This window comes from Variovorax sp. TLI9-5A, assembly GCF_056867935.1.
In genome coordinates this window covers 5,455,736-5,481,191 of the sequence record NZ_CP200310.1, presented here as the reverse complement: position 1 = coordinate 5,481,191, position 25,456 = coordinate 5,455,736, and the positions used below count along the sequence as shown (strand labels likewise).

Genomic DNA, 25,456 nt, shown 5'->3' with positions numbered 1-25,456 from the left:
GGGACGAGATGCCGCACGCCACCGTCCACGACGTTTTCGCAGCCACCGCGGCCCGCACGCCGCAGGCCGAATTCCTTTTCACCGAATCGGTGACCGCCGCTGCCTACGGCATCGAAGCGGGCGCCATCCGCTGGGGCGATGCCGCAGAGCGCATCGAGCGGCTGCGCGCAGCCTATGCACGAGCCGGCTACGGCCACGGTCATCGCGTCGGCCTGCTGCTGGAGAACCGGCCGGCTTTCATCTTTCATTGGCTCGCGCTGAACGCACTGGGTGTGAGCGTGGTGCCTATCAACTCGGAGATGCGCTCGGCCGAGCTGGTCTACCTGATCGGCCACAGCGAGATCGGCCTTGCCGTGACGTTGCCGGAGCGCGCGGCCGACCTGCGCGCCGCGGCCGCGCAGGCAGGCATTGCCTTCGAGACCATGGGCACCGACGACGCGGTACCCCCCGCGAAGACAGCCGCGCCACGTGCCAACGAGCCCGTGAGCACCGATACCGAATGCGGCCTGCTCTACACCTCGGGCACCACGGGGCGCCCCAAGGGCTGCATCCTGAGCAATGCCTACTTCCTGCGCGCGGGCGAGTGGTATGCGGCGCTCGACGGCGTGTGCAGCATCCGGCCTGACAGGGAGCGCGTCATCACGCCGCTGCCGCTCAACCACATGAACGCGATGGCCTTCTCCACCATGGTGGTGCTGGTCGCGGGCGGTTGCCTGGTGCAGCTCGACCGCTTCCATCCGAAGACATGGCTGGCGAGCGCGAAGGAGAGCGGCGCGACCATCGTCCACTATCTGGGCGTGATGCCTGCGATGCTGCTGTCGGCGCCTGCGTCGGCGGCCGACCGCGACCATGCCATCCGCTGGGGCTTCGGCGCCGGCGTGGACCGCAAGAACCACGCGCCCTTCGAGGAGCGCTTCGGCTTCCCGCTGGTCGAGGCATGGGCCATGACCGAGACCGGCGCGGCCGCCTGCATCATGGCCAACCGCGAGCCGCGCCTGGTAGGTACCAGCTGCTTCGGTCGGCAGGAGAGCTTCGTCGAGATCCGCCTCGTGGGCGACGACGGCAGCGAGGTCGGCGTCGACGCGCCGGGCGAACTGCTGGTGCGCTCGGCCGGCCCCGACCCGAGGCGCTATTTCTTCTCCGGCTACCTCAAGGACGAGGAAGCCACGCGCGAAGCCTGGGCCGATGGCTGGTTCCACACCGGCGACCTGGTGCGCCGCGACGCCGAGGGCAACTTCTTCTTCGTCGACCGCAAGAAGAACGTGATCCGCCGCAGCGGCGAGAACATCTCCGCCGTCGAGGTCGAGAGCGTGCTCAACCAGCATCCGGCGGTGAAGGCCTCGGCCGTGGCGGCCACGCCCGACGAAGTGCGCGGCGACGAGGTGCTGGCCTGCATCGTGATGCGCGAAGGCGCCGATGCCTCTAAGCTCGAACAGACTGCGGCCAGCATCGTCCAGCATGCGCTGGCACAGCTCGCCTATTACAAAGCACCCGGCTACGTGGCCTTCGTCGACGCGCTGCCGCTCACGCCCTCGCAGAAGATCCAGCGCGGGCAGCTGCGCGAGATGGCGCAGTCGCTGCCCGGCCAGGGCCACTGCATCGACACCCGTTCGATGAAGAAGAGGCAGGCATGACGGGCAAGCGGCTTTCCTACGAAGGCGTGGCGGTGGCGGTACCCGTCACCGTGCCCTACGTGCGCTACTCCACGCGCACCGCGCACTGGTTCATCGGCCAGGCGGTCGAGGCGCTGGTGAAGGCCAGCGGCGTGCCCAAGGAGCAGATCGACGGCCTGTGCCTCAGCAGCTTCTCGCTCGCGCCCGACACGGCAGTGGGCGTCACCCAGCACCTGGGCCTGTCTCCGCGCTGGCTCGACCACGTGCCCACCGGCGGCGCATCGGGCGTGATGTGCCTGCGCCGTGCGGCGCGCGCGGTGCAGGCGGGCGATGCCGACATCGTGGCCTGCGTGGGGGCGGACACCAACCACGTCGATTCCTTCCGCCAGACGCTGGGCAGCTTCAGCAATTTCGCGCGCGACGCGAGCTACCCCTACGGCTCGGGCGGGCCGAACTCGATCTTCGCCTTCATCACCGCCAACTACATGCGCACCTACGGCGCGAAGCGCGAGGACTTCGGCCGCATCTGCGTCGACCAGCGCACCAACGCGCTCGGCAACCCGAACGCCATGTTCAAGAAGGCGCTCACGCTCGACGAGTACATGGCCGCGCGGCCCATCTCCGACCCGATCCATCTTTTCGACTGCGTGATGCCCTGCGCCGGCGCCGATGCCTTCCTCGTGATGAGCGAGGAGCGTGCGCGCGACCTGGGCCTGGCGCACGTGGTGATCCGAGGCGCCATCGAGCGCCACAACGCCTATGCCGAAGACCCGGTGATGGTGCAGGGCGGCTGGCGCAAGGACCGCGACGACCTCTATGCGCAGGCCGGCATCCAGCCTGCGGAACTCGACTTCGTGCAGACCTACGACGACTACCCCGTCATCGTGATGATGCAGTTCGAAGACCTGGGCTTCTGCGAGAAGGGCGAGGGCCCGGCCTTCGTGCAGGCCAACACCATGACCTTCGACGGCAGCTTTCCGAACAACACGAGCGGCGGGCAGCTCTCGGCGGGACAGGCCGGCGCGGCGGGTGGATTCCTCGGCATGGTCGAGACGATCCGCCAGCTGACGGACGAGGCCGGCGCACGCACGGTGCCCGATGCGCGATTGGGTCTCGTCGCCGGCTTCGGCATGGTGACCTACGACCGCTGCCTGTGCACAGGCGCGGTGATCCTGGGGAGACCGGAATGATGTACCCCCACGTTTGCCGCTTCGCGGCTGCACTGCCCCCCGAGGGGGCCGCGCGCCTGCCTTGGGGCGGCCCGGCGGAGGCGCTATGACCATGCCGATGATGCGCCCCCCGCGCAAGAACCCGGTGCTGCGCACCCGGCAGATGAACCTGCCGCCCGGCGCACGCGGCCGCGTGGCGCTGGGCCTCACGGCCGCAGCAGCCGAAGGCCGCTTCGAACTCCAGACCTGCGACGACTGCGGCACTGTGCAGTACCCGCCGCGCGAGGTCTGCCGCAAGTGCCTGTCGGCCGCGCTTCGCTGGCGGCAGCAAAGCGGCGAGGGCGAGCTGCTCGGCAGCACCACGCTGCACCACAGCAACGACCTGTTCTTCCGCGAGCGGCTGCCCTGGCGGCTGGGCCTTGTGCACCTGGATGCCGGCCCCACGCTCATGGTCCACCTGCACGGCGAGGTCGGCGACGCGCCGCAACGCGTGCGCGTGGGTGCCCGGCTCGACCGCGCGGGACAGGCCGTTCTCATTGGTTTTCCGAATGAAGGGAGTTCCCACATGGCCGACGACAAGATGCTGCGCGAGATGACCAGCGACCCCAAGTTCCGCAAGGTGCTGGTGACCGACGGCAAGACCGAGACCGGTCAGGCCATCGTACGCGCGCTGGTGAAGGCCGGCGCCGACATCGTCTGGGTCGGCCACGCCGAGCCCTGGAAGAAGATGGGCGACGGCCTCGACGACATCTCCGCGCTGCCGCAGGTCACGCTGGTGCCGCTGGACCTGACCAACGGCCGGCAGGTGACGGAGCTCGCGGGCTCCATCGGCGGCAAGGTCGACATCGTCATCAACAACGCCGAGGTGCACCGCACCTTCGGTATCGGTGCGCGGCGCGGCACCGACGTGGCCAAGGCCGAGATGGACATCAACTACTTCGGCCTGCTGCGCCTTGCGCAGGAGTTCGGCCCCGCGCTCAAGGGCCGCTCGGCCGATGGTGTGACGGGCGCGACCGCCTGGGTCAACCTGCTGTCGATCTACGCGCTGAGCAACTTCCCGCCGCACGGCACCTTCAGCGCCTCGAAGGCCGCTGCGCATTCGCTCGCGCAGTGCCTGCGCGCAGAGATGCGGCCGGCCGGCATCCGCGTGATCAATGTGTTCCCCGGCCCCATCGACGACGAATGGAACCAGCACACGCCGCCGCCCAAGCTCGCGCCATCGGCGCTGGCCAACGCCATCGTGAAGGCGCTGCGCGACGGCGTGGAAGACGTGTACCCCGGCGACGTGGCGCAGGAATGGCTGGAGCGCTGGCGCGACAACCCGAAGGTGCTCGAGCGCGAACTCGCTGCAGGTGGTTGAGACAGGAGCCACACGAATGACCACGACAACCGAACTGATGTCTGCCGCCGAAATCCTCGGCGGCCTGGTGACCGCCATGGCCAGCGGCCGCATCCGCGTGATCGACCTCACGCAGACGCTGACGCCCGAATTCCCGCAGATCGCGCTGCCGCCCGAGATGGGCCAGTGCTGGCCCTTCCGCATCGAGGAAGTGTCGAAGTACGACGAGCGCGGCCCGGGCTGGTACTGGAACAACTTTTCCTGCGGAGAGCACACGGGCACCCACTTCGACGCGCCGATCCACTGGATCTCGGGCCGCGACCTGCCGAACAACTCGGTCGACACCATCCCCGTGCAGCACTTCGTGGCGCCGGCCTGCGTGATCGATTGCTCGCCGCAGGTGAAGGACGACCCGGACTACCTGCTCACCCTCGAAGACATCGAGGCCTACGAGGCTGCGCACGGCCGCATCCCGAAGGGCGCCTGGGTGCTGATGCGCACCGACTGGTCGAAGCGCACCGACCCGGAGGCCTACCAGAACTTCGACGAGACCGGCCAGCACACGCCCGGCCCGAGCACGGCCGCCGTGCGCTTCCTGGTCGAGGAGCGCGACGTGCTGGGCTTCGGCTCCGAAGCCATCGGCACCGATGCCGGGCAGGGCTACCACCTGCGCCCGCCATACCCCTGCCACTACTACATGCACGGCGCGGGCCGCTACGGCCTGCAGTGCCTGAGCAACCTCGACCTGCTGCCGCCGTCCGGCGCGGTGCTGATCTGCCCGCCGCTGAAGATCGAGAAGGGCAGCGGCAGTCCGCTGCGCGTGCTGGCACTCGTGGGGGCATCGGCATGAGCTTTCGCACCCGCATCGGTTTTGGCTCCTTCTCCCGCTTGCGGGAGAAGGCGGGGGATGAGGGCTCTCTGTTCGGTGCGCGCCCTCACCCCAACCCTCTCCCGCACGCGGGAGAGGGAGCAAGACAGGGAGATCGCGCATGAGCACCCTGGCACCAAAGGTCGCGGCGGTCACAGGCGGCAGCGCCGGCATCGGCAAGGCCATCTGCGAAGACCTGCTCGCGCAGGGCTACGAGGTGGTGTCGCTCGCGCGCCGCAAGGCGGAGATCGACCACCCGAAGCTGCACAGCATCGAAGTCGACCTGAGCGACCGCGCCGCCACGGGCGAGGCGGTGCGCGAACTGGTCGGGCGCTTCTCGCCGACCACCATCGTGCACAACGCGGGCGTGATCCGCGCCGCGCTGCTGCCCGAGGTGAAGCTCGACGACCTCGACGCGCTGGTCGACCTGCACCTGGGCTGTGCGATCCAGCTCGTGCAAGGTGCATTGCCCGCGATGCGTGCGCAGCGTTTCGGTCGCGTGGTGCTGCTCTCGTCGCGCGCCGCGCTGGGGCTGGCCACGCGCACCAGCTATTCGGCGACCAAGGCCGGCATGCTGGGTATGGCGCGGACCTGGGCGCTGGAGCTGGCGGCCGACGGCATCACGGTGAACGTGGTGGCGCCGGGGCCCATCCGCACCGACATGTTCTACGACGTGGTCGAGGCCGGCAGCGAGAAGGAACGCGCGCTCGCCGCCTCGGTGCCGGTCAAGCGGCTCGGCGAATCGGCCGACGTGGCACGCGCCGTGCGTTTCTTCGCCGATGCCGACAACAGCTTCGTCACCGGACAGGTGCTCTACGTGTGCGGCGGCACCAGCGTCGGCAGCCTGGCCCTCTGAACCTCTTCCTCTCTTCCTGCTTTCTCTCGTCCATCAAAAAAACCACCTCTGGAGCACCGCCATGAAAGTACTGAACCGAATTCGCACATTCGCGGCCATCGCCGCGGGCCTCGGCGCGCTGACGGGCGCCGCGGGCGCGTGGGCCGCCGATCTCAAGGTCGGCTTCATCACTTCGATGTCGGGGCCGGTGTCTTCGCTGGGCATTCCGTACGACAAGGGCATGAAGGCGGCGGTGGCCTACAAGTCGGAAGTCGGCGGCCGCAAGGTCCAGGTGATCCAGCTCGACGATGCGTCCGATCCGTCGACCGCGGCGCGCAACGCGCGCAAGCTGATCGAGGAAGACAAGGTCGACGTCATCATCGGCACGGCCGGCGCGCCGGGTTCGCTGGCCATCGCCGGCGTGGCGCGCGAGACGAAGACGCCGCTGATCTCCATCGCCAACGCCGACCTGCCCGGCGAGGAGGGCGCATGGATGGTGACGCTGCCGCAACCCGCGCCGCTGATGATGGGCGCGATGGTCGAGAAGATGAAGCAGTCGGGCGTGAAGACGGTGGCCTACATCGGCTACTCCGATGCCTGGGGCGACCTGGTGTACGACGCGCTCATGAAGTCGGCGCCCGGCGCCGGCATCAAGGTGGTGAGCAACGAGCGCTATGCGCGCAGCGATTCGTCGGTGGCCGGCCAGGTGCTGAAGATCGTGGCGCTGCGGCCCGACGCGGTGATCACCGGTGCGTCGGGCACCCCAGGCGCGCTGCCCTACCTCGCGCTCACCGAGCGCGGCTACAAGGGAAAGATCTACGGCATGCACTCGCTGATCAACCCCGACTTCATCCGCGTCGGCGGCCCGTCGGTCGAAGGCCTGCTGGCGCCCACGGGCCCGGTGGTGGTGGCCGAGCAACTGCCTGACGCCAACCCGATGAAGAAGATCGCGATGGACTTCCGCTCCGCCTACCAGAAGGCCAACGGCGCGCCGCCCACCGACACCTTCTCGGCCTACAGCTTCGATGCCTGGCTGATCTACCTCGATGCGGCCCAGCGCGCGCTGGCCGGCAAGGCCGAGCCTGGCACGCCGCAGTTCCGCGTGGCGCTGCGCGACGCCATCGTGAGCACCAAGGAGCTGGTGGGCACGCACAGTGTCTACAACTTCAAGCCGACCGACCGCTACGGCTCGGACGACCGTTCGCGCGTCGTCGTGAGGCTCGACAAGGGCCAATGGAAGCTGGTTCCCTGAAATCCCCGACGTGAAATCGCAAATGAAAAAGATCGCCCGCATCCTCGCCACCACGGCCGTCGCGCTGGCTGCTGCGCAGGCCATGGCCGCCGACCTGAAGATCGGCTTCATCAGCTCTCTCTCGGGCCCGGTGGCCGCGCTGGGCGTGCCCTACGAGAAGGGTATCCGCGCCGCCATCGCCGAGCGTCCGGAGATCGCCGGGCGCAAGGTCCAGCTCATCGTGCTCGACGATGCCTCCGACCCGACCACGGCAGGGCGCAACGCGCGCAAGCTGGTGACCGAGGACAAGGTCGACGTGCTCATCGGCACCTCGGGCGTGCCGGGCGCGATGGCCATCGCCTCGGTGGCGCGCGAGCTCAACACGCCGCTGATCTCGCCCACGCCGGTGACCATTCCGGGCCCCGAGGGTGCGTGGACGGTGACGGTGTCGCAGCCCTTCCCGCTCATGGTGGCGGGTGTGGTCGATCGCATGAAGAAGTCGGGCGTGAAGACGGTGGCCTTCATCGGCTTTTCCGACGCGCTGGGCGACCTGGCCTATGACTCGCTGATGAAGAGCGCCGATGCCGCCGACATCAAGGTGGTGGCGAACGAGCGCTATGCGCGCAGCGATTCGTCGGTGGCCGGGCAGGTGCTGAAGATCGTCGCGGCGCGGCCCGACGCGGTGTTCGCCGGCAACTCGGGCACGCCCGGCGCGCTGCCCTACATCGCGCTGGCCGAGCGCGGCTACAAGGGCAGGATCTACGGCACGCACGGCCTCATCAACGCCGACTTCGTGCGCGTGGGCGGCGCTTCCATCGAGGGCCTGCAGGTGCCCAGCGGCCCGGTGCTGGTGGCCGACCAGCTGCCCGATGCCAACCCGATCAAGAAGGTGTCGATGGGCTTTCGCAACGCGTACCAGAAGCTCAACGGCGTGGTGCCGACCGATGCCTTCTCGTCGTACACCTATGACGCCTACCTGCTGCTGGCCGACGCGGCCTCGCGTACCAAGGGGGAACCGGGCACGCCGGCCTACCGCACCGCGCTGCGCGATGCCATCGTGAGCACCAAGGAGCTGGTGGGCACGCATGGCGTCTACACCTTCAAGCCCGACGACCGCTACGGCTCCGACCAGCGTGGCGTGGTCATCGTGCAGATGACAAAAGGCCAGTGGAAGCTGGTGCCGCAATGAGCTCGCCCCCAGGCTGCGCGCACTTCGTGTCGCTTCGCCAACCCCTTACCGGGGGCAACACCGGTGGCCCGGCGAAGCCGGTTCCACGGTGTTCCGCGAAGTAGCGCGGCGCGACCCGAGTCAGGAGTACGCCTATGAACCTTTATCGCAATCGCCCCGATCTCGTCGCGGCGCTGGTGCAGGACGACCGGGTGCACCGCGACCTGTACCTCAGCGAGGAGCTTTTCGCGCTGGAGCAGGAGCACCTGTTCGCCAGCACCTGGGTCTTCCTGGGCCATGCGAGCCAGGTGCCGCAGGCCGGCGACTTCGTGACGCAGGAGATCGCGGGGCGGCCGCTGCTGATGGTGCGACAGCCCGATGGCGACGTGCACGTGCTCTACAACCGCTGCGCCCACAAGGGCACGCAGTTGGTGACCGATGAGTGCGGCAACACTGGCCGCTTCTTCCGCTGCCCGTACCACGCCTGGACCTACAAGCTCGACGGCGCGCCGCTCGGGCTGCCGCTGAAGAACGGCTACGAAGGCACGCAGCTCAAGGCCTGCGAGTCGGGGCAAGGGCTCTCGGCGGTGAGGAACGTGAAGGTGTACCGCGACTTCGTGTTCGTGCGGCTCTCCGACACCGGCCCCTCGTTCGATGACTACTTCGGCGAGGTGCTGGGCGCCATCGACAACATGGTCGACCGCTCGCCCGAAGGCAAGCTCATGGTCGGCGGTGGCGTGCTGCGCAACATCGTCCACTGCAACTGGAAGATGTACCTGGAGAACATCAACGACACGGTACACCCGATGTCCACGCACGAGTCGGCCACCAAGGCAGCCGAGGCGCTGTGGGAGGGCCATGCGCCAACGGACCCCAAGCCGATGGCGATGGAGCAGATCCTGCCCTTCGGCTCGGGCTACGAGTTCTTCGACAGGATGGGCGGGCGCGTGTTCGCCAACGGCCACAGCGTGCTGGGGGTGAACTTCAGCATCCATTCCAACTACGCGCAGCTGCCCGAGTACGAAGCCGCCATGCGCGCTGCGCACGGCGAGGCGCGCGCGGCGGAGATATTGCAGCGCTCGCCGCAGAATTCGGTTTTCTTCCCCAGCCTGTCGGTCAAGGGCTCGCCCCTGGCCATCCGCGTGATCCGCCCGTTGGCGGCGAACCGCACGTTGATCGAGGCCTGGAGCTTCAGTGCCGCAGGCGCGCCCGCGCTGCTCTTCGAGCGGGCCATGAGCTACAACCGGCTGGTGTTCTCGCCGATGTCGGTGGTCGCGCACGACGACGTGCACCTGTTCGAGAGCATTCAGCAGGGCCTGCGCGCGGGCGGCAACGAATGGGTGAGCCTGCACCGCAACTTCGACGCGGCCGAGACGCAGCAAGCCACGGTCACCACCAACGGCACCAACGAGCTGCTGATGCGCAACCAGTTCCGCGCATGGGCGAAGGCCATGACGGCGAGCATGGGGGCCCCGGCATGACGGCCTTGAGCGACCCGCGTGATTTCGTCGCCCACGAGGCGGCGCTGCTCGACGAACGGCGTTTCGACGACTGGCTGACCCTCTTCGCGGAGGACGGCCACTACTGGGTGCCACTGCTCGGCGCGGCGCAGGCCGATCCGTTCTCGCACAACTCGCTGGCCTACGAAGACCGGCTGCTGCTGCAGCTGCGGGTCGGGCGCCTGAAGAACCCGCGCGCGCATTCGCAGCATCCGGCCAGCCACAGCCAGCATGTGCTGCAGCCATCCCGGCTCGAGCGCGAGGAGGGCGATGAGGCCTGGCTGCGCACGCCCTTCCTCTACGTCGAGGCGCGCGGCGAGGGCCAGATATTGCTGAGCGGCACCGCCCGCCACCACCTCGTGCGCACGCCGGAGGGCTGGCGCATCCGCGAGAAGCGCATCGACCTGCTCAACGCCCCGCGCGCGTTGCCGGCGATCCAGTTGTTCATCTGATCCATCCGAGTTACCTGTTGTCCATTCCAACCATCCTCACCGGAGCTACGACATGAAGAGCCTGATGCAGACATTGACGCGCGGTGCCCTCGCCGCCGCGCTGACCGCCTGTGGCGTTGCCAGCGCATTCGCGGCCGACCTGAAGGTCGGACTGAGCGTGTCGCTGTCGGGGCCGAACTCCTCGCTGGGCGTGCCCTACGCCAAGGGCATGCAGGCTGCGCTGGCCTACAAGCCGGAAGTGAACGGCCGCAAGATCCAGCTCGTCGTGCTCGACGACGGCTCCGACCCGACGACGGCCGGGCGCAACGCGCGCAAGCTGATCGAGGAGGAGAAGGTGGACGTGCTCATGGGCACCTCGGGCGTACCCGCGGCCATTGCGATGGCGCAGGTGGGCAAGGAGGCGAAGACGCCGATGATCGGCCTCACGCCCATCCTGCTCGACCCGAACGAGAACCCCTGGGTGATGACGGTGGCGCAGCCCACGCAGCTGATGATCGATGCGGTGGTCGAGCGCATGAAGCGCAACAACGTGAAGACCGTGGGCTACATCGGCTTCTCCGACGCCTGGGGCGACCTGGTGTACGAGGCGCTCATGAAGGCCGCGCCCGCCGCCGGAATCAAGGTGGTTAGCAACGAGCGCTATGCGCGCGCCGACGCCTCGGTGACGGGCCAGGTGCTGAAGATCGTGGCACTGCGCCCCGACGCGGTGATGACCGGCGGCGCCGGCACGCCCGGAGCGCTGCCCTTCCTCGCGCTGCAGGAGCGCGGCTTCAAGGGCGGCGTGTACGGCCAGCACGGACTGATCAACCCCGACTTCGTGCGCGTGGTCGGAACTGCAGGCCAGAACGCGCTGATGCCCACCGGCCCGGTGATCGTGGCCGAGCAGCTGCCCGACAACTACCCGACCAAGAAGATCGCAACCGACTTCCGCGCGGCTTTCCAGAAGGTCAACAACGCGCCGACCAGCGACGCCTTCTCGGCCTATTCCTTCGACGGCTGGCTGGTGTTCGCCGATGCCGCGTCGCGCGCGATGAAGAAGGCCGAGCCGGGCACGCCCGAGTTCCGCGTGGCGCTGCGCGACGCCATCTTCAGCACCAAGGAAGTGGTGGGCACGCATGGCGTCTACACCTTCAAGCCCGGCAGTCTCTACGGCGTGGACGAACGCGCACGGGTGATCGTCAAGCTCGACAACGGCCAATGGAAGCTCGCACCTTGAACCTCTTGCCATCGACTTTCCGGAGGACCGCGCGATGACGTGGGACGTTGCGCTCATCCTCCTCACCGACGGCCTTGCCAACGGTGCCATCTACCTGCTGGCCGGCCTCGGGCTGGTGCTGATCTTCTCGGTCACGCGGGTGGTGTTCGTGCCCTTCGGCGACATCGCGGCCTTCGCGGCACTGTCGCTCGCGGCCTTCGAGACCGGCCGCGTGCCGCCGACCATCGGCATGGTCGCGGTGCTGGCGGCGCTGGCGCTGGCCACCGAGGTCGGCAGCCTCGTGCGGCGCGGCGAGGCCGCGCGCATTCCGAAGGCGGTGCTGACATGGGGCGTGCTGCCCGCCATTCCGTGCGTGCTGGCATGGCTGGCGGCGCGGCCCGGCGTGCCGGTGGCGGTGCACATCGCGGTGGCTGTGCTGCTGGTGGTGCCCATCGCGCCGCTGCTGGCGCGCGTGGTGTTCCAGCCGATCGCCGACGCTTCGGTGCTGGTGCTGCTGATCGTGTCGCTCGCCCTGCACTTCCTGCTGTCGGGCCTGGGCCTGCTGTTCTTCGGGCCCGAGGGCTCGCGCACCACGCCGCTGACCAGCGCCGTGTTCACGCTGGGCGACGGCTTCACCGTCAGCGGGCAGGTGGTGCTGATGGTGGGTGCGGCCATCGTGCTGAGTGGCCTCTTCTTCCTGGTGTTCGAGCGCACGGTGGCCGGCAAGGCGCTGCGCGCCACGGCGGTCAACCGGGTGGGCGCGCGGCTGGTCGGCATACGGCCGGTGCGCACTGCGCTGCTGGCGTACGGCTGCGCTTCGCTGCTGGCGGGGCTCATTGGTGTGCTGATCGCACCGGTGACGACGATGTACTACGACTCGGGCTTCATCATCGGCCTGAAGGCCTTCGTGGCCGCGATCATCGGCGGCCTGGTGAGCTACCCGATGACGGCCGTGGGCGCGCTCGCGGTCGGCGTGGTGGAGAGCTTCGCCTCGTTCTGGAGCGGCGCGCTGAAGGACGTGATCGTGTTCAGCCTGCTGATCCCGGTGCTGATGCTGCGCTCCTTCATGGCCGCGCATGCCGAAGAGGAAGAAGACGAGGTGGACGAATGAACGGCAATCGCAAACGCATGGCGTGGATCGCCGGGCTCGTCGTGCTGCTGGCGCTGGTGCCGGTGTTCGCGGGCAGCTTCACGGTCTCGCTGCTCAACGACATCGGCATCGGCGCGCTCGTGGCGCTGGGCCTCGTGCTGCTGACCGGCGTGGGCGGCGCGACCTCGTTCGGGCAGGCCGCCTTCGTGGGCATCGCCGCCTATGCGACGGCGTGGCTCACCACCACGCAGGGCATGTCGCCCTGGCTGGGGCTGTTGTTCGCGCTGCTGCTCACGGGGCTGTCGGCGCTCGCCATCGGCATGCTGACGCTGCGGCTGGGCGGGCACTTCCTGCCGCTGAGCACCATCGCGTGGGGGCTCTCCATCGCGATGCTGTTCGGCAACGTCGATGCGCTGGGGCGGCACACGGGCCTGTCGAATATTCCGCCGCTGCAGATCGCGGGCTGGTCGCTGGCCGACCCGCGCGCGATGTACTGCCTGATCTGGATGGTGGTGGGGCTGGCCTGCCTGTTCAGCCACAACCTGCTGCAGTCGCGGCCGGGGCGTGCTATTCGCGGGCTGCGCGGCGGCGCCACCCTGCTGGCGAGCGTTGGGGCAGATGCGTACCGCGTGCGGCTTTCGCTGTTCGTCACCGCGGCCCTGCTCGCGGGGCTGGCGGGCTGGCTCTATGCGCACATGAACCGCTTCGTGAGCCCGTCGCCCTTCGACGTGCGCGCCAGCATCGAGTACCTGCTGATGGCGGTGGCCGGCGGGCTTGGCCAGTTGGGTGGCGCGCTGGTGGGCGCCGCACTGGTTCTGGTGCTGAAGAACGGCCTGCAGGACGTACTGCCGATGCTCACGCAGCGCGCGGGTCAGCTGGAGGCCGTGGCCTTTGCCGCGCTCTTCATCCTGCTGCTGCACTTCGCGCGGGGCGGTGTGATGGGCCTGCTGCGCCGCTGGACGCGCCGCCGCGCCGGCGCGCGCGGGCCTTCGCGCCACGAGGGGCCTGCGGTCGAGCCGCTGCCGCACCGCACGCTGCCTGCGCGCGGCTCGCCGGTGCTGTCGGTGAACGGCGCGGTCAAGCGCTTCGGCGGACTGGTGGCGGTAAACGACGTGAGCTTTGACGTGAAGGCCGGCGAGATCGTCGGGCTGATCGGGCCGAACGGCGCGGGCAAGTCGACCATGTTCAACCTGCTGACCTGCACGCTGCCGATGAGCGCGGGCCAGGTGCGCTTTATCGAGCACGACATCGCCGGCATGCCGCAGCGCGAGGTGGCGCGGCTGGGGCTGGCGCGCACCTTCCAGCATGTGAAGCTGCGCCCGCACATGAGCCTGCTCGACAACGTGGCGCTGGGCGCGCATTCGCGCACGCGCTCGGGCATCCTGAAGGCGGGCCTGCGGCTCGATCGCACGGAGGAAAGCCAGATCCTGCAGGAGGCGCAGCGCCAGCTCGACCGCATCGGCCTGGGCGACCGCGCGCACGAGCAGGCGGGCAGCCTGCCGCTGGGCACGCAGCGCATCCTGGAGATCGCCCGCGCGCTGGCCGCCGACCCGGTGCTGCTGGTGCTCGACGAGCCCGCAGCGGGCTTGCGCCGCAAGGAGAAGATGGCGCTCGGCGACCTGCTGCGCAAGCTGCGCGAGGAGGGCGTGACCATCCTCATCGTGGAACACGACATGGACTTCGTGATGAAACTGGTGGACCGGCTGGTGGTGATGAATTTCGGCTCCAAGCTCGTGGAGGGCGTACCGTCGGCGGTGCGCGCAGACGAGCGTGTGCAGGCGGCTTACCTGGGGAGCGTCGTATGAGCGCCGCACGGCCGCCCGAAGGCGCGGGCCCCCTTCAGGGGGTGCGCGAAGTACACGAAGTGACGAGCCTGGGGGTGTTGGTATGACCGCGATGCTGGAGATTGGCGACCTGCACGTGTCCTACGGGCAGGTCGAGGCCGTGCGCGGCGTCTCGCTCGACCTGCAGCCGGGCCAGATCATCTCGGTGATCGGCCCGAACGGCGCGGGCAAGACCACACTGCTGGCCGCCGCCATGGGCCTGCTGCCATGCAAGGGCACGCTGCGCTTCGAGGGCGAGGACCTGCAGGGACTCGACGTGGAAGCGCGCGTGGAGCGCGGCCTGTGCCTCGTGCCCGAGAAGCGCGAGCTGTTCGGTGAGCTCACCGTGCTCGACAACCTGCAGCTCGGCGCGTACGCCAAGCGGCTGCGCGGCGACGCGATGAAGAAGCGGCTGCAGTCGGTGTACGACCGCTTTCCGCGCCTGGCCGAGCGCCGCTCGCAGCGCGCCGACACGCTCTCTGGCGGCGAGCGACAGATGCTGGCCGTGGGCCGCGCGCTGATGTCGGCGCCCCGGCTGTTGATGCTCGACGAACCCAGTCTCGGGTTGGCGCCGCTGATCGTGCGAGACATCCTGGCCATCGTGCGCAAGCTGCGGGAAGACGGCGTGTCGATCCTGCTGGTGGAGCAGAACGCGCGCGCGGCGCTCGAAAGCTCGGACCACGGCTATGTGCTGGAAACGGGCGAGATCGCGCTGTCCGGTGCCTCGGCCGAGCTGGCGAGCGATTCGCGAGTGCAGGCCACCTACCTCGGCGGAGGCACGCACGATGACGACTGAGCCCCGCGCCGTGCCGCCCGCGCAGCGCACGCTGCCGGCGATGCTGCAGCGGCAGGCCGGACTGTTCGGCTCGCGCGCGCTGCTGAAGATCGCGGGAGGCGAGTGGACGCATCGCGATGCGGCGCAGGCCGCGGCCGTGCGGGCCGGGGCACTGACGGTGGCCGGCGTGGTGCGCGGCGACCGAATCGCGGTGATGTGCGGCAGCCGGATCGAGTTTCTCGAAAGCTTCCTGGGCGCGGGATGGCTGGGTGCGGCGACGGTGCCGGTCAATACGGCGTCGATGGGGCCGCAGATCGAATACTTCCTTGCGAACAGCGAGGCAAAGCTGCTGGTGATCGAGGCGGGCTTTCTCGAGCGGCTCGCGACGGCGGACCTGGGACGGACTGCGCTGCGCGAGATCTGGGTTGTCGGCGAGATGGCTGCGGGTGTATGCCAGGTGCCCGCCGATGTGCGCGTTGTCCCGTACCCCGCCGAGGGAGAGCCTGTTGCCGCGGCGCCGGTGCAGCCCGGCGATGCGCTCGCGATTCTCTACACCTCGGGCACGACGGGACCCGCCAAGGGCGTCATCTGCCCGCACGCGCAGTATTTCTGGTGGGGCGTGAACAGCGCGGAAGTGCTTGGCGTGGGCGCCGACGACGTGCTGTGCACCACGCTGCCACTCTTCCACATCAACGCGCTCAACACCTTCGCACAGGCCGCGCTGACGGGGGCGCAGGTGGTGTTCGAGACGCGCTTCTCGGCATCGGGCTTCTGGCCGACGATGCGCGCGAGCGGGGCGACGGTGGTCTATCTGCTGGGGGCGATGGTGCCGATCCTGCTAGCCCAGCCTGAAGAGGCCGGGGAGCGCGACCATCGCGTCCGCATCGGACTGGGGCCCGGCGTACCGGCCGCCGCCGGCGCCGCGTTCAAGGCGCGCACAGGCGTTTCGCTCCTGGAGGGCTACGGCTCGACCGAGACCAACTTCGCCATCGCCACGGCGCCCGATTCGCCGCGCGGCGGCGTGATGGGTTGGCTGCGCCCGGGCTTCCAGGCGCTCGTGGCCGATGAAGACGATGTGGCGCTGCCGGCCGGCGAGGCGGGCGAGCTGCTGCTTCGTGCGGATGAGCCGTACGCCTTCGCCAGCGGCTACTTCAACATGCCGGAGAAGACGGTCGAGGCCTGGCGCAATCTCTGGTTCCACACCGGCGACCGTGTGGTGCGCGATGCGGACGGGGCCTTTCGCTTCGTCGACCGCATCAAGGACGCGATCCGCCGCCGCGGGGAGAACATTTCCTCCTTCGAGGTGGAGCAGGTGCTGCTGAGCCATCCGGCCGTGGCTTCATGCGCGGTGTATCCGGTGCGCTCCGAGCTTGCCGAGGACGAGGTGATGGCCGCGCTGGTGGCGCGCGAAGGCGCGGCGCTCGACCCGGCCGAGCTTGCCCGCTTCTGCGAGGGCCGGCTGCCGTACTTCGCCGTACCGCGCTACATCGACGTGCTGGCCGACCTGCCGCGCACCGAGAACGGCAAGGTCCAGAAGTTCAAGCTGCGGGAACGCGGCGTGGGGCCGCAGACCTGGGATGGCCGGCCCGCGAAGGCCTGACGAGCATGACGAACGGTGCGCCGCAGCTTCCTCTTTCCGGGCGCGTGGCGTTCGTGACGGGGGCGGGGCAGGGCCTGGGCGCGGCCATCGCGAGAGGGCTGGCGCAGGCCGGCGCGCGGGTGGCGCTGGCCGACATCGAGCTCTCGGCGGTCGAGGCTGCGGCGGGCGAGATCAGTGGGCTCGCGCTGCGGCTCGACGTGCGCGACGAGGCCGCATTCCGCGAGAGCTTCGACAGCACCGTCGCGCACTACGGCTGCGTCGACATCATGGTCAACAACGCGGCACGCACGCCGTCGACTTCGCTCTGGGATATCACGCCCGACGAGTGGGACGACGTGCTGGCGATCAATCTGCGAGGCAGCTTCTTCGGCTGCCGCATCGCCGGGCGTCACATGCGCGAGCGGGGCGAGGGGCGCATCGTCAACCTGAGCTCGATGGCCGGGCAGCAGGCCAGCAGCGCGACTGGCGTGCACTACGCGGCGAGCAAGGCCGGGCTGCTGGCGCTGACGCGGTCGTTCGCGCAGGAGCTGGCGCCCCATGGCGTGACGGTGAATGCGCTGGCGCCAGCGGCGATCCGCAGCCCCGCGCTCTATGCGATGGAGCCTGCGCGGCAGCAGGCGCTGCAGGCGGGCATTCCGCTCGGCCGCTTCGGGCTGGCCGAGGAGGTGGCTGCGGCCGTCGTCTATCTGGCTTCTCCTGCTGCGGCCTTCATGACGGGCGCAACGCTGGACCTCAACGGCGGCCGTTTCATGCGCTGACAAGCCTTGCCGGGCCGTCCGGTTAAAATGGTTCAGAACTAAATCATTCAGGTATGCAATCAAATTCACTGACTGGCCGGCACGCACTCGTCACGGGCGCGGCGCGCGGTATCGGGGCGGAGATCGCCCGCACGCTGGCTGCTGAAGGCGCCACGCTGACCTTGCTGGGACGTGACCGCGAGGCGCTGCAGCGGGTGGCCGATTCGCTGCCGGGCAGCGGGCACGGCGTCGTCGCCGCAGACGTGGCGAACCCGGAGGCCGTGCAGGCGGCGTTCGCCGAAGCCCGTGCCGCGCGCGGGCCCGTCGCCGTGCTCGTCAACAACGCGGGGGCGGCCGAGAGCGCGCCGTTTCTCAAGACTTCCTTCGAACTCTGGCAGCGGATGCTGTCGGTCAACCTCACGGGCAGCTTTCTGTGCGCTCAGGCCGCGTTGCCGGACATGCTCGATGCCGGCTGGGGGCGCATCGTCAACATCGCCAGCACGGCGGGGCAGAAGGGCTATGCCTACGTGGCGGCCTACACCGCGGCCAAGCACGGCGTGGTCGGGCTCACGCGCTCGCTGGCGCTGGAGGTCGCGCGCAAGGGCATTACCGTGAACGCCGTGTGCCCGGGCTATACCGACACGGACATCCTGCGCAACAGCGTCGCCAACGTGGTCGGCAAGACCGGGCGCAGCGAGGCCGATGCGCTGGCGGAGTTCTCCAGCGTGAATCCGCAGAAGCGCATCGTGCAGCCTGCCGAAGTGGCCGACGCCGTGCGCTGGCTGTGCGGCGAAGGTGCTGCATCGGTCACCGGGCAGTCGATTTCGGTTTCAGGGGGAGAAGTGACATGACACGCAACGATGCATCGCACGCGGTGCTGAGTGATGCTGAAGAACTGGGCCACGAGGCGCGCGCGGGCCACGAGGACCACGCGATGCTCAAGCTGTGGCTGCGCATGCTGGCCAGCACCACGCAGATCGAAGCCGAAATCCGCCGCCGGCTGCGCGACCGCTTCGGCATCTCGCTGGCGCGCTTCGACTACATGGCGCAGCTCTACCGCTACAAGGACGGCCTGAAGATGCGCGTGCTGTCGCGCTACCTGATGGTGACCGGCGGCAACGTCACCGGCCTGACGGACGAGTTGGAGCGCGAAGGCATGGTGGCCCGCGCGCCGAGCCCCGACGACCGCCGCGCGTGGATCGTGAGCCTCACGCCCACCGGACGCCGCACCTTCGAAACGATGGCGAGCGAGCACGAGCAGTGGATCCTCGAGATGTTCTCGGGGCTCGACATGAAGACGGTCAAGCAGCTGCACACGCAGCTCGGCCTGCTGCGCGTGCATGTGATGCGCGGCGAGCCGGCGGGCGAGGAGAACTGAGCATGGGCGAGGGCAGCGAGTTCTGCAGGCCGCGGCTGATTCGCTTCTCGGACTGCGATCCGGCGGGCATCGTCTTCTATCCGCAGTACTTCGTGATGCTCAACGGTCTTGTGGAGGACTGGGTGAACGAGGGCCTCGGGCTCAGCTACCACGGGCTGGTGGCGCAGCGGCGCATCGGCCTGCCCACGGTGAAGCTCGAGGTCGACTTCCGAGCGGTGAGCCGCATGGGCGATCAGGTGATGCTGGGGCTGACCGTGGAGCGCCTGGGCTCGCGCTCGTTGACCTTGCGGGTGCGCTGCTTCGAGCCGGTGAGCGGCGAAGTGCGCATGCAGATGCAGCAGGTGCTGGTGACCACCTCGCTCGAGACCCATCGGGCCGTCGCCATTCCGGACGACATGCGCGCGGCCATCGTGCGCGACGCACCAGCACTGGGCTGAACGCTCTCAGGGCGCGGGCTCGCCGCCGGCTGCGGCGTCCTGCGCACGCTTCTTCAGCCAGCCGGTGAGTTCCTTCTTTCCCTTGGCGTTGGCTGAGCGCCATGCCTCGCGCGCGGCCGCGATGAAGCGCTCTTCCGCCGCGTCCGGCACTTCGCTGGGCCGGTCTTCTTTGTCGAGCCAGCCGGACTCGACGTTGCAATGCCTTTCGATCTGCCGCGCCAGGTTGTCGCCGATGGGGCGGGAGCTCTTGATCTGGCTCCACATGCTGGGGGAAATCTCGATCTTCTTCGCGAACGCCTGGTCCAGCCCCTTGGCTGGCAAGCCTGCGGCAACGGCCTCTTCGAGAAAGCGGCGGTGCAGCGCAAGCGCATTGCGGCGGCGCGCGACGGTGATATTGGGCACTGTTCAAAAACAACAACAAGACAAAAAAAGATTGTCCCGGTTGTTGACGCAGTCGTAAACACTATTTACAGTTGCCCTCAATCGCGGCCCCAAGCCGTACCATTTTTCCAACCCCTAACGGCCGACAGCGGCAATTTTTGACTCAGGAACCATCGTGAACACCGCACTGATCCTCACCAGCATTCGTCCCGCATCGGGCCGATCGCTCGTGCGCGTCTGGGCGTGCGGTGGTTTCGACGGCATGTCGTCGGTCCGACCGAATCAGCACCAGAGCCACGTGTATTCCACGAATGCCGCAGCCAGCCTGCGTTTTTCGGGAAAAACCGAGGATCAGGTGCTACCGGGTGGAGGTTGCGCATAGGCGCACACCTTCCAAGCTCTCTCGTTCAGAGGCCCGGAAACCGCAAGGTTCCGGGCCTTTTTGTTTTGTCGTGCAGTTTTCTGTTTGCCATTCCGGGTGTGCCTTCACCACACCGCCAGAGCCCACCGCGTAGACGGTCTGGCGGGATGTGCAGGAATTGATCACTCCTGTGCAGCGACGTCGTACGGGACAGCGCCCAGCGCGCTGTCCGTCGCGTGAGGACACAACCGAAATGGAAGGCGGGCAGCCGTTTTCCCGAACGACGACATCAACGAACCCGAGCGGGACAGGGCCATGCAGATGGCCCTCCCGCGGAAACCGGCCGCAAAGATTGGGCGGCGCCGGAACTCGTAACCGGACACTTTTTGTTTATCACCCGCGTTAGCTCAATGGATCAGAGCACTTGCCTACGAAGCAAGGGGTTGCACGTTCGAGTCGTGCACGTGGGGCCAGTTTCTTTGTCCTGCTGTCACACAACCGAGGAGTCACCATGCGCAAGCGCAATACCCCGATCCGGATGATCTCCGTGCGCCCGGCACAGTCGCGCGAGCGCACCACGATGCTGGCCTTGGCCCGGCGCTTCGGTTTCATCGCCGATGCACGTCGCGCGAATGAGTGCGAACCGGGTCGCGAACCGCAGGCCGACGGGCTCGATCTCGACCAACGCGTTCGCGCGGTCGGCGAGTGGTGATCTGGCGGCCACTACTCACTCTTCTACTTCATGGTGCGCGTAGCTCAATGGCAGAGCCGCGGGTTGTGGTCCCGCTGACGACGGTTCGATTCCGTTCGTGTACCCCATGGCTTCGTTCTTTCGTTCATCAACCCTGCACCCATCGCCGCGAAAGGAGGCGATCCATGCACCCTCACGTCCTGCAACTCGACATTCAGGGCACGCCGCAGGCCTGGATCTCGCTGGAGCAGGCGGTGTTGCACTACGCGACCGGCTCGGTCGCCTGGGAAGACGGCGGTCTGCCGCTGGCCACGCTGCGCGGCGGCTTCAACGTGGCGCGCGGTGCGCAGTCGCGCATCGAGGTGGCGCCGATCATCGCGCTGCGTGGCGCATCGAAGATCAACCTCTTCGACGTGATTCCGAGCGTCACCAAGAGCAAGCTGCTGCGCCGCGACCGCTACACCTGCGCCTACTGCGCGGGCGTCTTCCACGAGCGCGACCTGCAATGCGAGCACGTGCTGCCCGAATCGCGCGGAGGCCCGTGGACCTGGACCAACCTCGTGAGCGCATGCCCAGTCTGCAACAACCGCAAGGCCGCGCGCACGCCTGAGGAGGCGGGCATGCCGCTGGTCTACCTGCCCTACGTGCCGAGCCGCTACGAGAACTTCCTGCTGGAAGGCCGCAACATCCGTGCGGACGTGCACGAATGGCTGGCGAAGCGGCTGCCAAAGGGTTCGCGGCTCCAGTAGGGGGCCGGGTAGTGATCTTCCTGTCCCGCGCTCATGCAAAAAGCCCGCGGTCTTTCGGACGGCGGGCTTTTGTTCGTGCGGGAGATTGCAGCTCAGCGCCCGATGCCGAAGAAGCGGTAAGCAATCACGCCTGCTGCAGTCAAGCCGCCCACGATCGCCAGGATGACTTTGGTCGCGCGACCCGAGCCGCGCTTCGAGCGGGGCCAGTGGTCCGGCCCGATCAGGTCGATGGGGACTGTGGGTTTGCCTATGTCGGACGCCTTTTCCATGGGAGGAAATATAGCTCACGCCCGAAAGCACGATCCGGGGCGGGGCGCATTCTGTGGCCGTTGCGCATCGTCGTCGGGCGCAACGGCGAGCGGACAAAAAAATACCCGCATGAGCGGGCCGAACGAGCCTTTTGGCTTCGAAGTTGATGTCCCTGTGTCTTTCTTTGTTGTTGCGCTGCGTGACAGCAGGTGCAAGATGCCATGCCGGATGGGCACCAATTGTTGCTTTGGAGCGAGCGGCCTGTAGCTGATGGAGCAAACCGTGAAATATTCCCTTATGAACAAGAAAATCGTCCTCGAAAGTTTGACGCGTGCACTAGAGAGCTGGATTCGTAATGCTTCTGCAGCACAGCTCTGGCAGGTGCATCAGGCTGGCGGTCTCGGTGCGCTGATCGAGGCGGACGACGAGGTTGTGCAGGTGCGCATCGTCCTTGGCGGCGCGCGAGATGCGTTGTCGGAGCTTGGCAAGACCGATGGGCGATTACCTGTCACCGAAGCCTTTCTGGGCACCGCTGCGTGGGGAGCGCCGCCGGCGCAGGGCAGTCCTGATCGCGAGCAGTGGTTCCTGTCCAGCGAACTGGCGCAGGCGCATGCGCGTCAGTTTGTGGCCGCTGAGATGAGCGAGCGGCAGGATTTGCTGGAGCGCCGCGTCGACGATTGGATCGCGCGGCAGGGGTCTGCTTCCAACTCTGGTTCGTGACTGGTCGCGAGCCAGCAAAGAAAAAGCCTCCTCAGGAAGATCTTGAGGAGGCTTCGACAAAAAAATAGCGCGGAAACCGCGCTATTTTGGTGTTGGTGGTGGGCCCTGAGTGACTCGAACACTCGACCTACGGATTAAGAGTCCGCTGCTCTACCAACTGAGCTAAGAGCCCTTGCTTTGAAAACGTTCAGTGTTTTCTGGCAAGACCACGAGTATATCCCAGATTTCGCACTCGTCCAAAAAATTTGTGACTTGCAGCGTTAGGATTCGTCATCACCGATGGGGCAGGGCCCCTCAACCAGGAGAACTTCGATGAGTGACGCCAGCACCACGCCCCATGTCTTGATCACCGGCGCCGCAGGCGCACTGGGCCGCGCGATGGCCCAGCACTTCATCGACCAGGGCGCGCGCCTTGCGCTGGTCGACCATCACGCGGGTCGCCTGGCCGAAGTGTTCCCGGGGCTCGACAACTCGCAGCACCTCCTGCTGTCGGGCGACGTGACTTCCACGACCGAGATGGCGGCTCTTGCGGAGCAGACGCTCAAGTCCTTCGGCCGCATCGACACCCTGGTGCACATCGCAGGTGGCTTCGAGATGGGCGAGGCGACGCATGCGCTCACGCGTGCAAGCTGGGACCGGATGATGAATCTCAACGCCTGGTCGTTCGTCGCGGTGACGCAGGCGGTGCTGCCCTCGATGATCGAGCGGCGTTCCGGCCGCGTCATCGCCGTCACGGCGAAGGTTGCGGCGCGCGGCGTGCCTGCCATGGCCGCCTACATCGCATCGAAGAGCGCGCTGCAGCGCCTGGTGGAAGCCATGGCGGCCGAGGCAGCACCGCATGGCGTCAACATCAACAGCGTGGCTCCGAGCGTGCTCGACACGCCCGCCAACCGGCAGGCGATGCCCGATGCAAACCCCGCCGACTGGGTGTCCACCTCGGTCGCCGCGCAGACCATTGCGTTCCTCGCGTCGCCGGCCGCCGCCGCTCTGCACGGGCAGCATCTGACGCTCGATACCTGAGCGAAAAAGAAAAGGCCCTGGCGGATGCCAAGGCCTTTTCCATGTCGGTTGGTGGAGAGGAGGAGGATCGAACTCCCGACCTCCGCATTGCGAACGCGGCGCTCTCCCAGCTGAGCTACCCCCCCAACGCAAGGCGAAGTTTAACCAAAACCCCCTTCCTGCGCATGTCTGCGTGCCAAGATGCGCCCCTTGTGAAACACGGAGCAAAGACCGCATGGCCTCGTTCGATCCCGCCTGGCTGGAAGGCATGTACAACAACCTTGCGCGGGTCAAGAACCACCCTGCCTATTTCGCGCGCTGGGCGAAGGAATCCGCCGCGGCGCGCGAGGCTCTGCCGGCCCGCATCGATGTGCCCTACGGCCAGGGCGTGAATGAGACGCTCGACATCTTTCCCGCGCCGGTGCCAGATGCGCCGGTGCTGGTCTTCATCCACGGCGGCTACTGGCGCGCGATGGACAAGAAAGACCATTCCTTCATCGCCCCCGCCTTCAATGATCGCGGCATCTGCGTGGTCCAGCCCAACTATGCGCTCTGCCCCGGCACGCCCGGGCAGCCGGTCACTGTCCCCGGCATCATGCTGCAGATGGTGCGTGCGCTCGAATGGACATGGCGCCACATCGCAGCCCATGGTGGTGATCCGACTCGGATCACCGTCGCTGGCCACTCAGTCGGTGGGCACATGGCGGCAGCACTGCTGGCCTGCGACTGGAAAGCAGTCGCGCCCGATCTGCCCGCGCACCTGGTGCGCAACGCGCTGTCGATTTCGGGCCTCTACGATCTGCGCCCGCTGCAGCGCACGCCGTTTCTGGAAAACACGCTGAAGCTGACCGACGCCGACGTCCTGCGCGCCAGCCCCGCCTTGTGGCCGGTGCCGAAGCGCGGCCAGTTGTACGCGGTCGCGGGCGGCAGTGAAAGCGAAGAGTTCATCCGCCACAACGCCATGATCCGCGACGCGTGGGGCCGCAACACCGTGCCGGTGTGCGAGGTGCTTCCAGGGCTCAACCACTTCGACGTGGTGGACGCGCTCGCCGATCCGGCGCATGCGCTGCACCGGCATGCGGTGCAGCTCCTGGAAGCCTGAGGGCAGTTACATCAGCAGGTGCTCACCGGCGTTGTCGCCGCCGAGCGTCACGTAGTTGACCTTGCGGATGTCCATCAGCGCGCGGCCGCCCGCGTAGCTGATCGAACTCTGCACGTCCTGCTCCATCTCGACCAGCGTGTCGGCCAGCTTGCCCTTGATGGGCTCGAGAATGCGCTTGCCCTCGACGTGCTTGTACTCGCCCTTGTTGAAGTCGCTGGCGGAGCCGTAGTACTCCTTGAACAGCTTGCCATCGACCTCGACAGTCTTGCCGGGCGACTCCTCGTGCCCTGCGAACAGCGAGCCGATCATCACCATCGACGCGCCGAAGCGCACGCTCTTGGCAATGTCGCCGTGGTCGCGGATGCCGCCGTCGGCAATGATCGGCTTGGTCGCCACGCGCGCGCACCACTTCAGCGCCGACAGCTGCCAGCCGCCCGTGCCGAAGCCGGTCTTGAGCTTGGTGATGCAGACCTTGCCCGGGCCGATGCCGACCTTGGTCGCGTCGGCGCCCCAGTTCTCGAGGTCGATCACCGCTTCGGGCGTGCCGACATTGCCGGCAATCACGAAGGTCTTGGGCAGCTTCTGCTTGAGGTAGCCGATCATGTTCTTCACGCTGTCGGCGTGGCCGTGCGCGATGTCGATCGTCACGTACTCGGGCACGAGGCCCTGGGCCACCAGCTGGTCGACGGTGTCGTAGTCGGCCTTCTTCACGCCCAGCGAGATCGAGGCGAACACGCCCTTGCCCTGCATGTCCTTGACGAACTTCACGTTGTCGAGGTCGAAGCGGTGCATCACGTAGAAGTAGCCGTTCTGCGCCAGCCACAGGCAGATCGACTCGTCGACCACCGTCTTCATGTTGGCGGGGACCACCGGCAGGCGGAAGCTGCGTTCGCCCAGCGTGACGCTGGTGTCGCACTCGGAACGGCTCTCCACGCGGCACTTGCGCGGGAGGAGGAGGATGTTGTCGTAATCGAAAATTTGCATGACCAGGCTCC

Annotated in this window: 27 protein-coding genes and 4 tRNA genes; 26 read left to right on the top strand and 5 right to left on the bottom strand. The window is 67.7% G+C overall.

Going from position 1 to position 25,456, the window contains the following annotated elements; all coding sequences use genetic code 11:
- The first annotated feature begins 8 nt into the window (after positions 1–8).
- The 18 genes from AC1VNX_RS26105 to AC1VNX_RS26020 all read left to right on the top strand — a co-directional run bounded on the left by AC1VNX_RS26105 (position 9) and on the right by AC1VNX_RS26020 (position 19,209).
- Positions 9–1,634 carry an AMP-binding protein gene (locus tag AC1VNX_RS26105; RefSeq protein ID WP_483160510.1) on the top strand — a complete coding sequence of 542 codons (1,626 nt, stop codon included), beginning with the start codon at positions 9–11 and terminating at the stop codon, positions 1,632–1,634.
- Positions 1,631–2,803, top strand: a complete 1,173-nt coding sequence (locus AC1VNX_RS26100; protein ID WP_483160509.1) for a thiolase family protein — start codon at positions 1,631–1,633, stop codon at positions 2,801–2,803. The genes AC1VNX_RS26105 and AC1VNX_RS26100 overlap by 4 nt, the downstream gene beginning before the upstream one ends.
- 85 nt (positions 2,804–2,888) lie before the next feature.
- Complete coding sequence (locus tag AC1VNX_RS26095) at positions 2,889–4,142, top strand: SDR family NAD(P)-dependent oxidoreductase (protein WP_483160508.1); 1,254 nt, start codon at positions 2,889–2,891, stop codon at positions 4,140–4,142.
- Between the two features lie 16 nt (positions 4,143–4,158).
- On the top strand, positions 4,159–4,971 hold the full coding sequence (locus AC1VNX_RS26090; RefSeq protein ID WP_369659189.1) for a cyclase family protein: 813 nt from the start codon (positions 4,159–4,161) through the stop codon (positions 4,969–4,971).
- Positions 4,972–5,110: 139 nt separating this feature from the next.
- Positions 5,111–5,845, top strand: a complete 735-nt coding sequence (locus AC1VNX_RS26085) for an SDR family NAD(P)-dependent oxidoreductase (protein WP_483160507.1) — start codon at positions 5,111–5,113, stop codon at positions 5,843–5,845.
- 61 nt (positions 5,846–5,906) lie between these two features.
- Positions 5,907–7,076: an ABC transporter substrate-binding protein gene (locus AC1VNX_RS26080; RefSeq protein ID WP_483160506.1), complete on the top strand. Its 1,170-nt coding sequence runs from the start codon at positions 5,907–5,909 to the stop codon at positions 7,074–7,076.
- A 22-nt stretch (positions 7,077–7,098) separates the two neighbouring features.
- Entirely contained in the window at positions 7,099–8,244 is a 1,146-nt protein-coding gene (locus AC1VNX_RS26075) for an ABC transporter substrate-binding protein (protein ID WP_483160505.1), read from the top strand.
- 134 nt (positions 8,245–8,378) lie between these two features.
- Complete coding sequence (locus tag AC1VNX_RS26070) at positions 8,379–9,704, top strand: aromatic ring-hydroxylating dioxygenase subunit alpha (RefSeq protein ID WP_483160504.1); 1,326 nt, start codon at positions 8,379–8,381, stop codon at positions 9,702–9,704.
- A gap of 5 nt (positions 9,705–9,709) precedes the next feature.
- Positions 9,710–10,174, top strand: coding sequence for an aromatic-ring-hydroxylating dioxygenase subunit beta (locus AC1VNX_RS26065; RefSeq protein WP_483162018.1), 465 nt, complete (start codon positions 9,710–9,712; stop codon positions 10,172–10,174).
- A 52-nt stretch (positions 10,175–10,226) separates the two neighbouring features.
- Complete coding sequence (locus AC1VNX_RS26060) at positions 10,227–11,390, top strand: ABC transporter substrate-binding protein (RefSeq protein ID WP_483160503.1); 1,164 nt, start codon at positions 10,227–10,229, stop codon at positions 11,388–11,390.
- 34 nt (positions 11,391–11,424) lie between these two features.
- On the top strand, positions 11,425–12,480 hold the full coding sequence (locus AC1VNX_RS26055) for a branched-chain amino acid ABC transporter permease (RefSeq protein WP_483160502.1): 1,056 nt from the start codon (positions 11,425–11,427) through the stop codon (positions 12,478–12,480).
- On the top strand, positions 12,477–14,264 hold the full coding sequence (locus AC1VNX_RS26050; RefSeq protein ID WP_483160501.1) for a branched-chain amino acid ABC transporter ATP-binding protein/permease: 1,788 nt from the start codon (positions 12,477–12,479) through the stop codon (positions 14,262–14,264). The genes AC1VNX_RS26055 and AC1VNX_RS26050 overlap by 4 nt, the downstream gene beginning before the upstream one ends.
- Before the next feature lie 82 nt (positions 14,265–14,346).
- Entirely contained in the window at positions 14,347–15,078 is a 732-nt protein-coding gene (locus tag AC1VNX_RS26045; protein ID WP_126022780.1) for an ABC transporter ATP-binding protein, read from the top strand.
- A complete protein-coding gene (locus tag AC1VNX_RS26040) occupies positions 15,068–16,657 on the top strand; it encodes an ATP-dependent acyl-CoA ligase (protein WP_483160500.1) in 1,590 nt (529 codons plus the stop codon). The genes AC1VNX_RS26045 and AC1VNX_RS26040 overlap by 11 nt, the downstream gene beginning before the upstream one ends.
- Before the next feature lie 5 nt (positions 16,658–16,662).
- Positions 16,663–17,415, top strand: coding sequence for an SDR family NAD(P)-dependent oxidoreductase (locus AC1VNX_RS26035; protein ID WP_483160499.1), 753 nt, complete (start codon positions 16,663–16,665; stop codon positions 17,413–17,415).
- Positions 17,416–17,468: 53 nt separating this feature from the next.
- Entirely contained in the window at positions 17,469–18,245 is a 777-nt protein-coding gene (locus AC1VNX_RS26030; protein ID WP_483160498.1) for an SDR family NAD(P)-dependent oxidoreductase, read from the top strand.
- On the top strand, positions 18,242–18,772 hold the full coding sequence (locus tag AC1VNX_RS26025) for a MarR family winged helix-turn-helix transcriptional regulator (protein ID WP_483160497.1): 531 nt from the start codon (positions 18,242–18,244) through the stop codon (positions 18,770–18,772). The genes AC1VNX_RS26030 and AC1VNX_RS26025 overlap by 4 nt, the downstream gene beginning before the upstream one ends.
- Before the next feature lie 2 nt (positions 18,773–18,774).
- Positions 18,775–19,209, top strand: a complete 435-nt coding sequence (locus AC1VNX_RS26020) for an acyl-CoA thioesterase (RefSeq protein ID WP_483160496.1) — start codon at positions 18,775–18,777, stop codon at positions 19,207–19,209.
- A 6-nt stretch (positions 19,210–19,215) separates the two neighbouring features.
- Here AC1VNX_RS26020 and AC1VNX_RS26015 read toward each other — a convergent pair whose 3' ends face one another.
- Positions 19,216–19,611 (bottom strand): hypothetical protein, encoded by a 396-nt coding sequence (locus AC1VNX_RS26015; RefSeq protein WP_483160495.1) that lies wholly within the window; start codon positions 19,609–19,611, stop codon positions 19,216–19,218.
- A 154-nt stretch (positions 19,612–19,765) separates the two neighbouring features.
- On the opposite strand from AC1VNX_RS26015, the gene AC1VNX_RS26010 reads away from it, so the two are divergent.
- The 5 genes from AC1VNX_RS26010 (at position 19,766) to AC1VNX_RS25990 (ending at position 21,391) form a co-directional block, all read left to right on the top strand.
- On the top strand, positions 19,766–19,972 hold the full coding sequence (locus AC1VNX_RS26010; protein WP_483160494.1) for a hypothetical protein: 207 nt from the start codon (positions 19,766–19,768) through the stop codon (positions 19,970–19,972).
- 375 nt (positions 19,973–20,347) lie between these two features.
- A tRNA-Arg gene (locus AC1VNX_RS26005) sits at positions 20,348–20,424 on the top strand.
- Between the two features lie 38 nt (positions 20,425–20,462).
- A complete protein-coding gene (locus tag AC1VNX_RS26000; RefSeq protein WP_483160493.1) occupies positions 20,463–20,663 on the top strand; it encodes a short-chain dehydrogenase in 201 nt (66 codons plus the stop codon).
- 33 nt (positions 20,664–20,696) lie between these two features.
- Positions 20,697–20,770 (top strand) — tRNA-His (locus AC1VNX_RS25995).
- A gap of 57 nt (positions 20,771–20,827) precedes the next feature.
- Positions 20,828–21,391 (top strand): HNH endonuclease, encoded by a 564-nt coding sequence (locus AC1VNX_RS25990; protein WP_483160492.1) that lies wholly within the window; start codon positions 20,828–20,830, stop codon positions 21,389–21,391.
- Positions 21,392–21,483: 92 nt separating this feature from the next.
- On the opposite strand, the gene AC1VNX_RS25985 is transcribed toward AC1VNX_RS25990, so the two are convergent.
- Entirely contained in the window at positions 21,484–21,660 is a 177-nt protein-coding gene (locus AC1VNX_RS25985) for a hypothetical protein (protein WP_164546769.1), read from the bottom strand.
- Between the two features lie 262 nt (positions 21,661–21,922).
- Between AC1VNX_RS25985 and AC1VNX_RS25980 the strand changes: the two genes are divergently transcribed.
- Complete coding sequence (locus AC1VNX_RS25980) at positions 21,923–22,360, top strand: hypothetical protein (RefSeq protein ID WP_483160491.1); 438 nt, start codon at positions 21,923–21,925, stop codon at positions 22,358–22,360.
- Positions 22,361–22,456: 96 nt separating this feature from the next.
- Here AC1VNX_RS25980 and AC1VNX_RS25975 read toward each other — a convergent pair.
- Positions 22,457–22,532 (bottom strand) — tRNA-Lys (locus tag AC1VNX_RS25975).
- Between the two features lie 140 nt (positions 22,533–22,672).
- Here AC1VNX_RS25975 and AC1VNX_RS25970 point away from each other — a divergent pair.
- Positions 22,673–23,380, top strand: a complete 708-nt coding sequence (locus AC1VNX_RS25970; RefSeq protein WP_483160490.1) for an SDR family NAD(P)-dependent oxidoreductase — start codon at positions 22,673–22,675, stop codon at positions 23,378–23,380.
- A gap of 49 nt (positions 23,381–23,429) precedes the next feature.
- Here the strand turns inward: AC1VNX_RS25970 and AC1VNX_RS25965 are convergent.
- Positions 23,430–23,505 (bottom strand) — tRNA-Ala (locus AC1VNX_RS25965).
- 89 nt (positions 23,506–23,594) lie between these two features.
- Between AC1VNX_RS25965 and AC1VNX_RS25960 the strand changes: the two genes are divergently transcribed.
- The gene (locus tag AC1VNX_RS25960) at positions 23,595–24,461 is read left to right on the top strand and encodes an alpha/beta hydrolase (RefSeq protein ID WP_483160489.1); all 867 of its coding nucleotides are present in this window, start codon (positions 23,595–23,597) and stop codon (positions 24,459–24,461) included.
- A 6-nt stretch (positions 24,462–24,467) separates the two neighbouring features.
- On the opposite strand, the gene AC1VNX_RS25955 is transcribed toward AC1VNX_RS25960, so the two are convergent.
- Entirely contained in the window at positions 24,468–25,445 is a 978-nt protein-coding gene (locus tag AC1VNX_RS25955) for a GMP reductase (RefSeq protein ID WP_483160488.1), read from the bottom strand.
- Between the last annotated feature and the right edge of the window lie 11 nt (positions 25,446–25,456).

Coding starts and splice junctions, on each gene's coding strand:
- AC1VNX_RS26000 (WP_483160493.1), top strand. CDS start 20,463: ATGCGCAAGCGCAATACCCCGATCCGGATGATCTCCGTGCGCCCGGCA.
- AC1VNX_RS26100 (WP_483160509.1), top strand. CDS start 1,631: ATGACGGGCAAGCGGCTTTCCTACGAAGGCGTGGCGGTGGCGGTACCC.
- AC1VNX_RS26085 (WP_483160507.1), top strand. CDS start 5,111: ATGAGCACCCTGGCACCAAAGGTCGCGGCGGTCACAGGCGGCAGCGCC.
- AC1VNX_RS26025 (WP_483160497.1), top strand. CDS start 18,242: ATGACACGCAACGATGCATCGCACGCGGTGCTGAGTGATGCTGAAGAA.
- AC1VNX_RS25970 (WP_483160490.1), top strand. CDS start 22,673: ATGAGTGACGCCAGCACCACGCCCCATGTCTTGATCACCGGCGCCGCA.
- AC1VNX_RS25960 (WP_483160489.1), top strand. CDS start 23,595: ATGGCCTCGTTCGATCCCGCCTGGCTGGAAGGCATGTACAACAACCTT.
- AC1VNX_RS26090 (WP_369659189.1), top strand. CDS start 4,159: ATGACCACGACAACCGAACTGATGTCTGCCGCCGAAATCCTCGGCGGC.
- AC1VNX_RS26035 (WP_483160499.1), top strand. CDS start 16,663: ATGACGAACGGTGCGCCGCAGCTTCCTCTTTCCGGGCGCGTGGCGTTC.
- AC1VNX_RS26050 (WP_483160501.1), top strand. CDS start 12,477: ATGAACGGCAATCGCAAACGCATGGCGTGGATCGCCGGGCTCGTCGTG.
- AC1VNX_RS26045 (WP_126022780.1), top strand. CDS start 14,347: ATGACCGCGATGCTGGAGATTGGCGACCTGCACGTGTCCTACGGGCAG.
- AC1VNX_RS25990 (WP_483160492.1), top strand. CDS start 20,828: ATGCACCCTCACGTCCTGCAACTCGACATTCAGGGCACGCCGCAGGCC.
- AC1VNX_RS26030 (WP_483160498.1), top strand. CDS start 17,469: ATGCAATCAAATTCACTGACTGGCCGGCACGCACTCGTCACGGGCGCG.
- AC1VNX_RS26060 (WP_483160503.1), top strand. CDS start 10,227: ATGAAGAGCCTGATGCAGACATTGACGCGCGGTGCCCTCGCCGCCGCG.
- AC1VNX_RS25985 (WP_164546769.1), bottom strand. CDS start 21,660: ATGGAAAAGGCGTCCGACATAGGCAAACCCACAGTCCCCATCGACCTG.
- AC1VNX_RS26075 (WP_483160505.1), top strand. CDS start 7,099: ATGAAAAAGATCGCCCGCATCCTCGCCACCACGGCCGTCGCGCTGGCT.
- AC1VNX_RS26080 (WP_483160506.1), top strand. CDS start 5,907: ATGAAAGTACTGAACCGAATTCGCACATTCGCGGCCATCGCCGCGGGC.
- AC1VNX_RS26055 (WP_483160502.1), top strand. CDS start 11,425: ATGACGTGGGACGTTGCGCTCATCCTCCTCACCGACGGCCTTGCCAAC.
- AC1VNX_RS26095 (WP_483160508.1), top strand. CDS start 2,889: ATGACCATGCCGATGATGCGCCCCCCGCGCAAGAACCCGGTGCTGCGC.
- AC1VNX_RS26040 (WP_483160500.1), top strand. CDS start 15,068: ATGACGACTGAGCCCCGCGCCGTGCCGCCCGCGCAGCGCACGCTGCCG.
- AC1VNX_RS26105 (WP_483160510.1), top strand. CDS start 9: ATGCCGCACGCCACCGTCCACGACGTTTTCGCAGCCACCGCGGCCCGC.
- AC1VNX_RS26070 (WP_483160504.1), top strand. CDS start 8,379: ATGAACCTTTATCGCAATCGCCCCGATCTCGTCGCGGCGCTGGTGCAG.
- AC1VNX_RS26020 (WP_483160496.1), top strand. CDS start 18,775: ATGGGCGAGGGCAGCGAGTTCTGCAGGCCGCGGCTGATTCGCTTCTCG.
- AC1VNX_RS25955 (WP_483160488.1), bottom strand. CDS start 25,445: ATGCAAATTTTCGATTACGACAACATCCTCCTCCTCCCGCGCAAGTGC.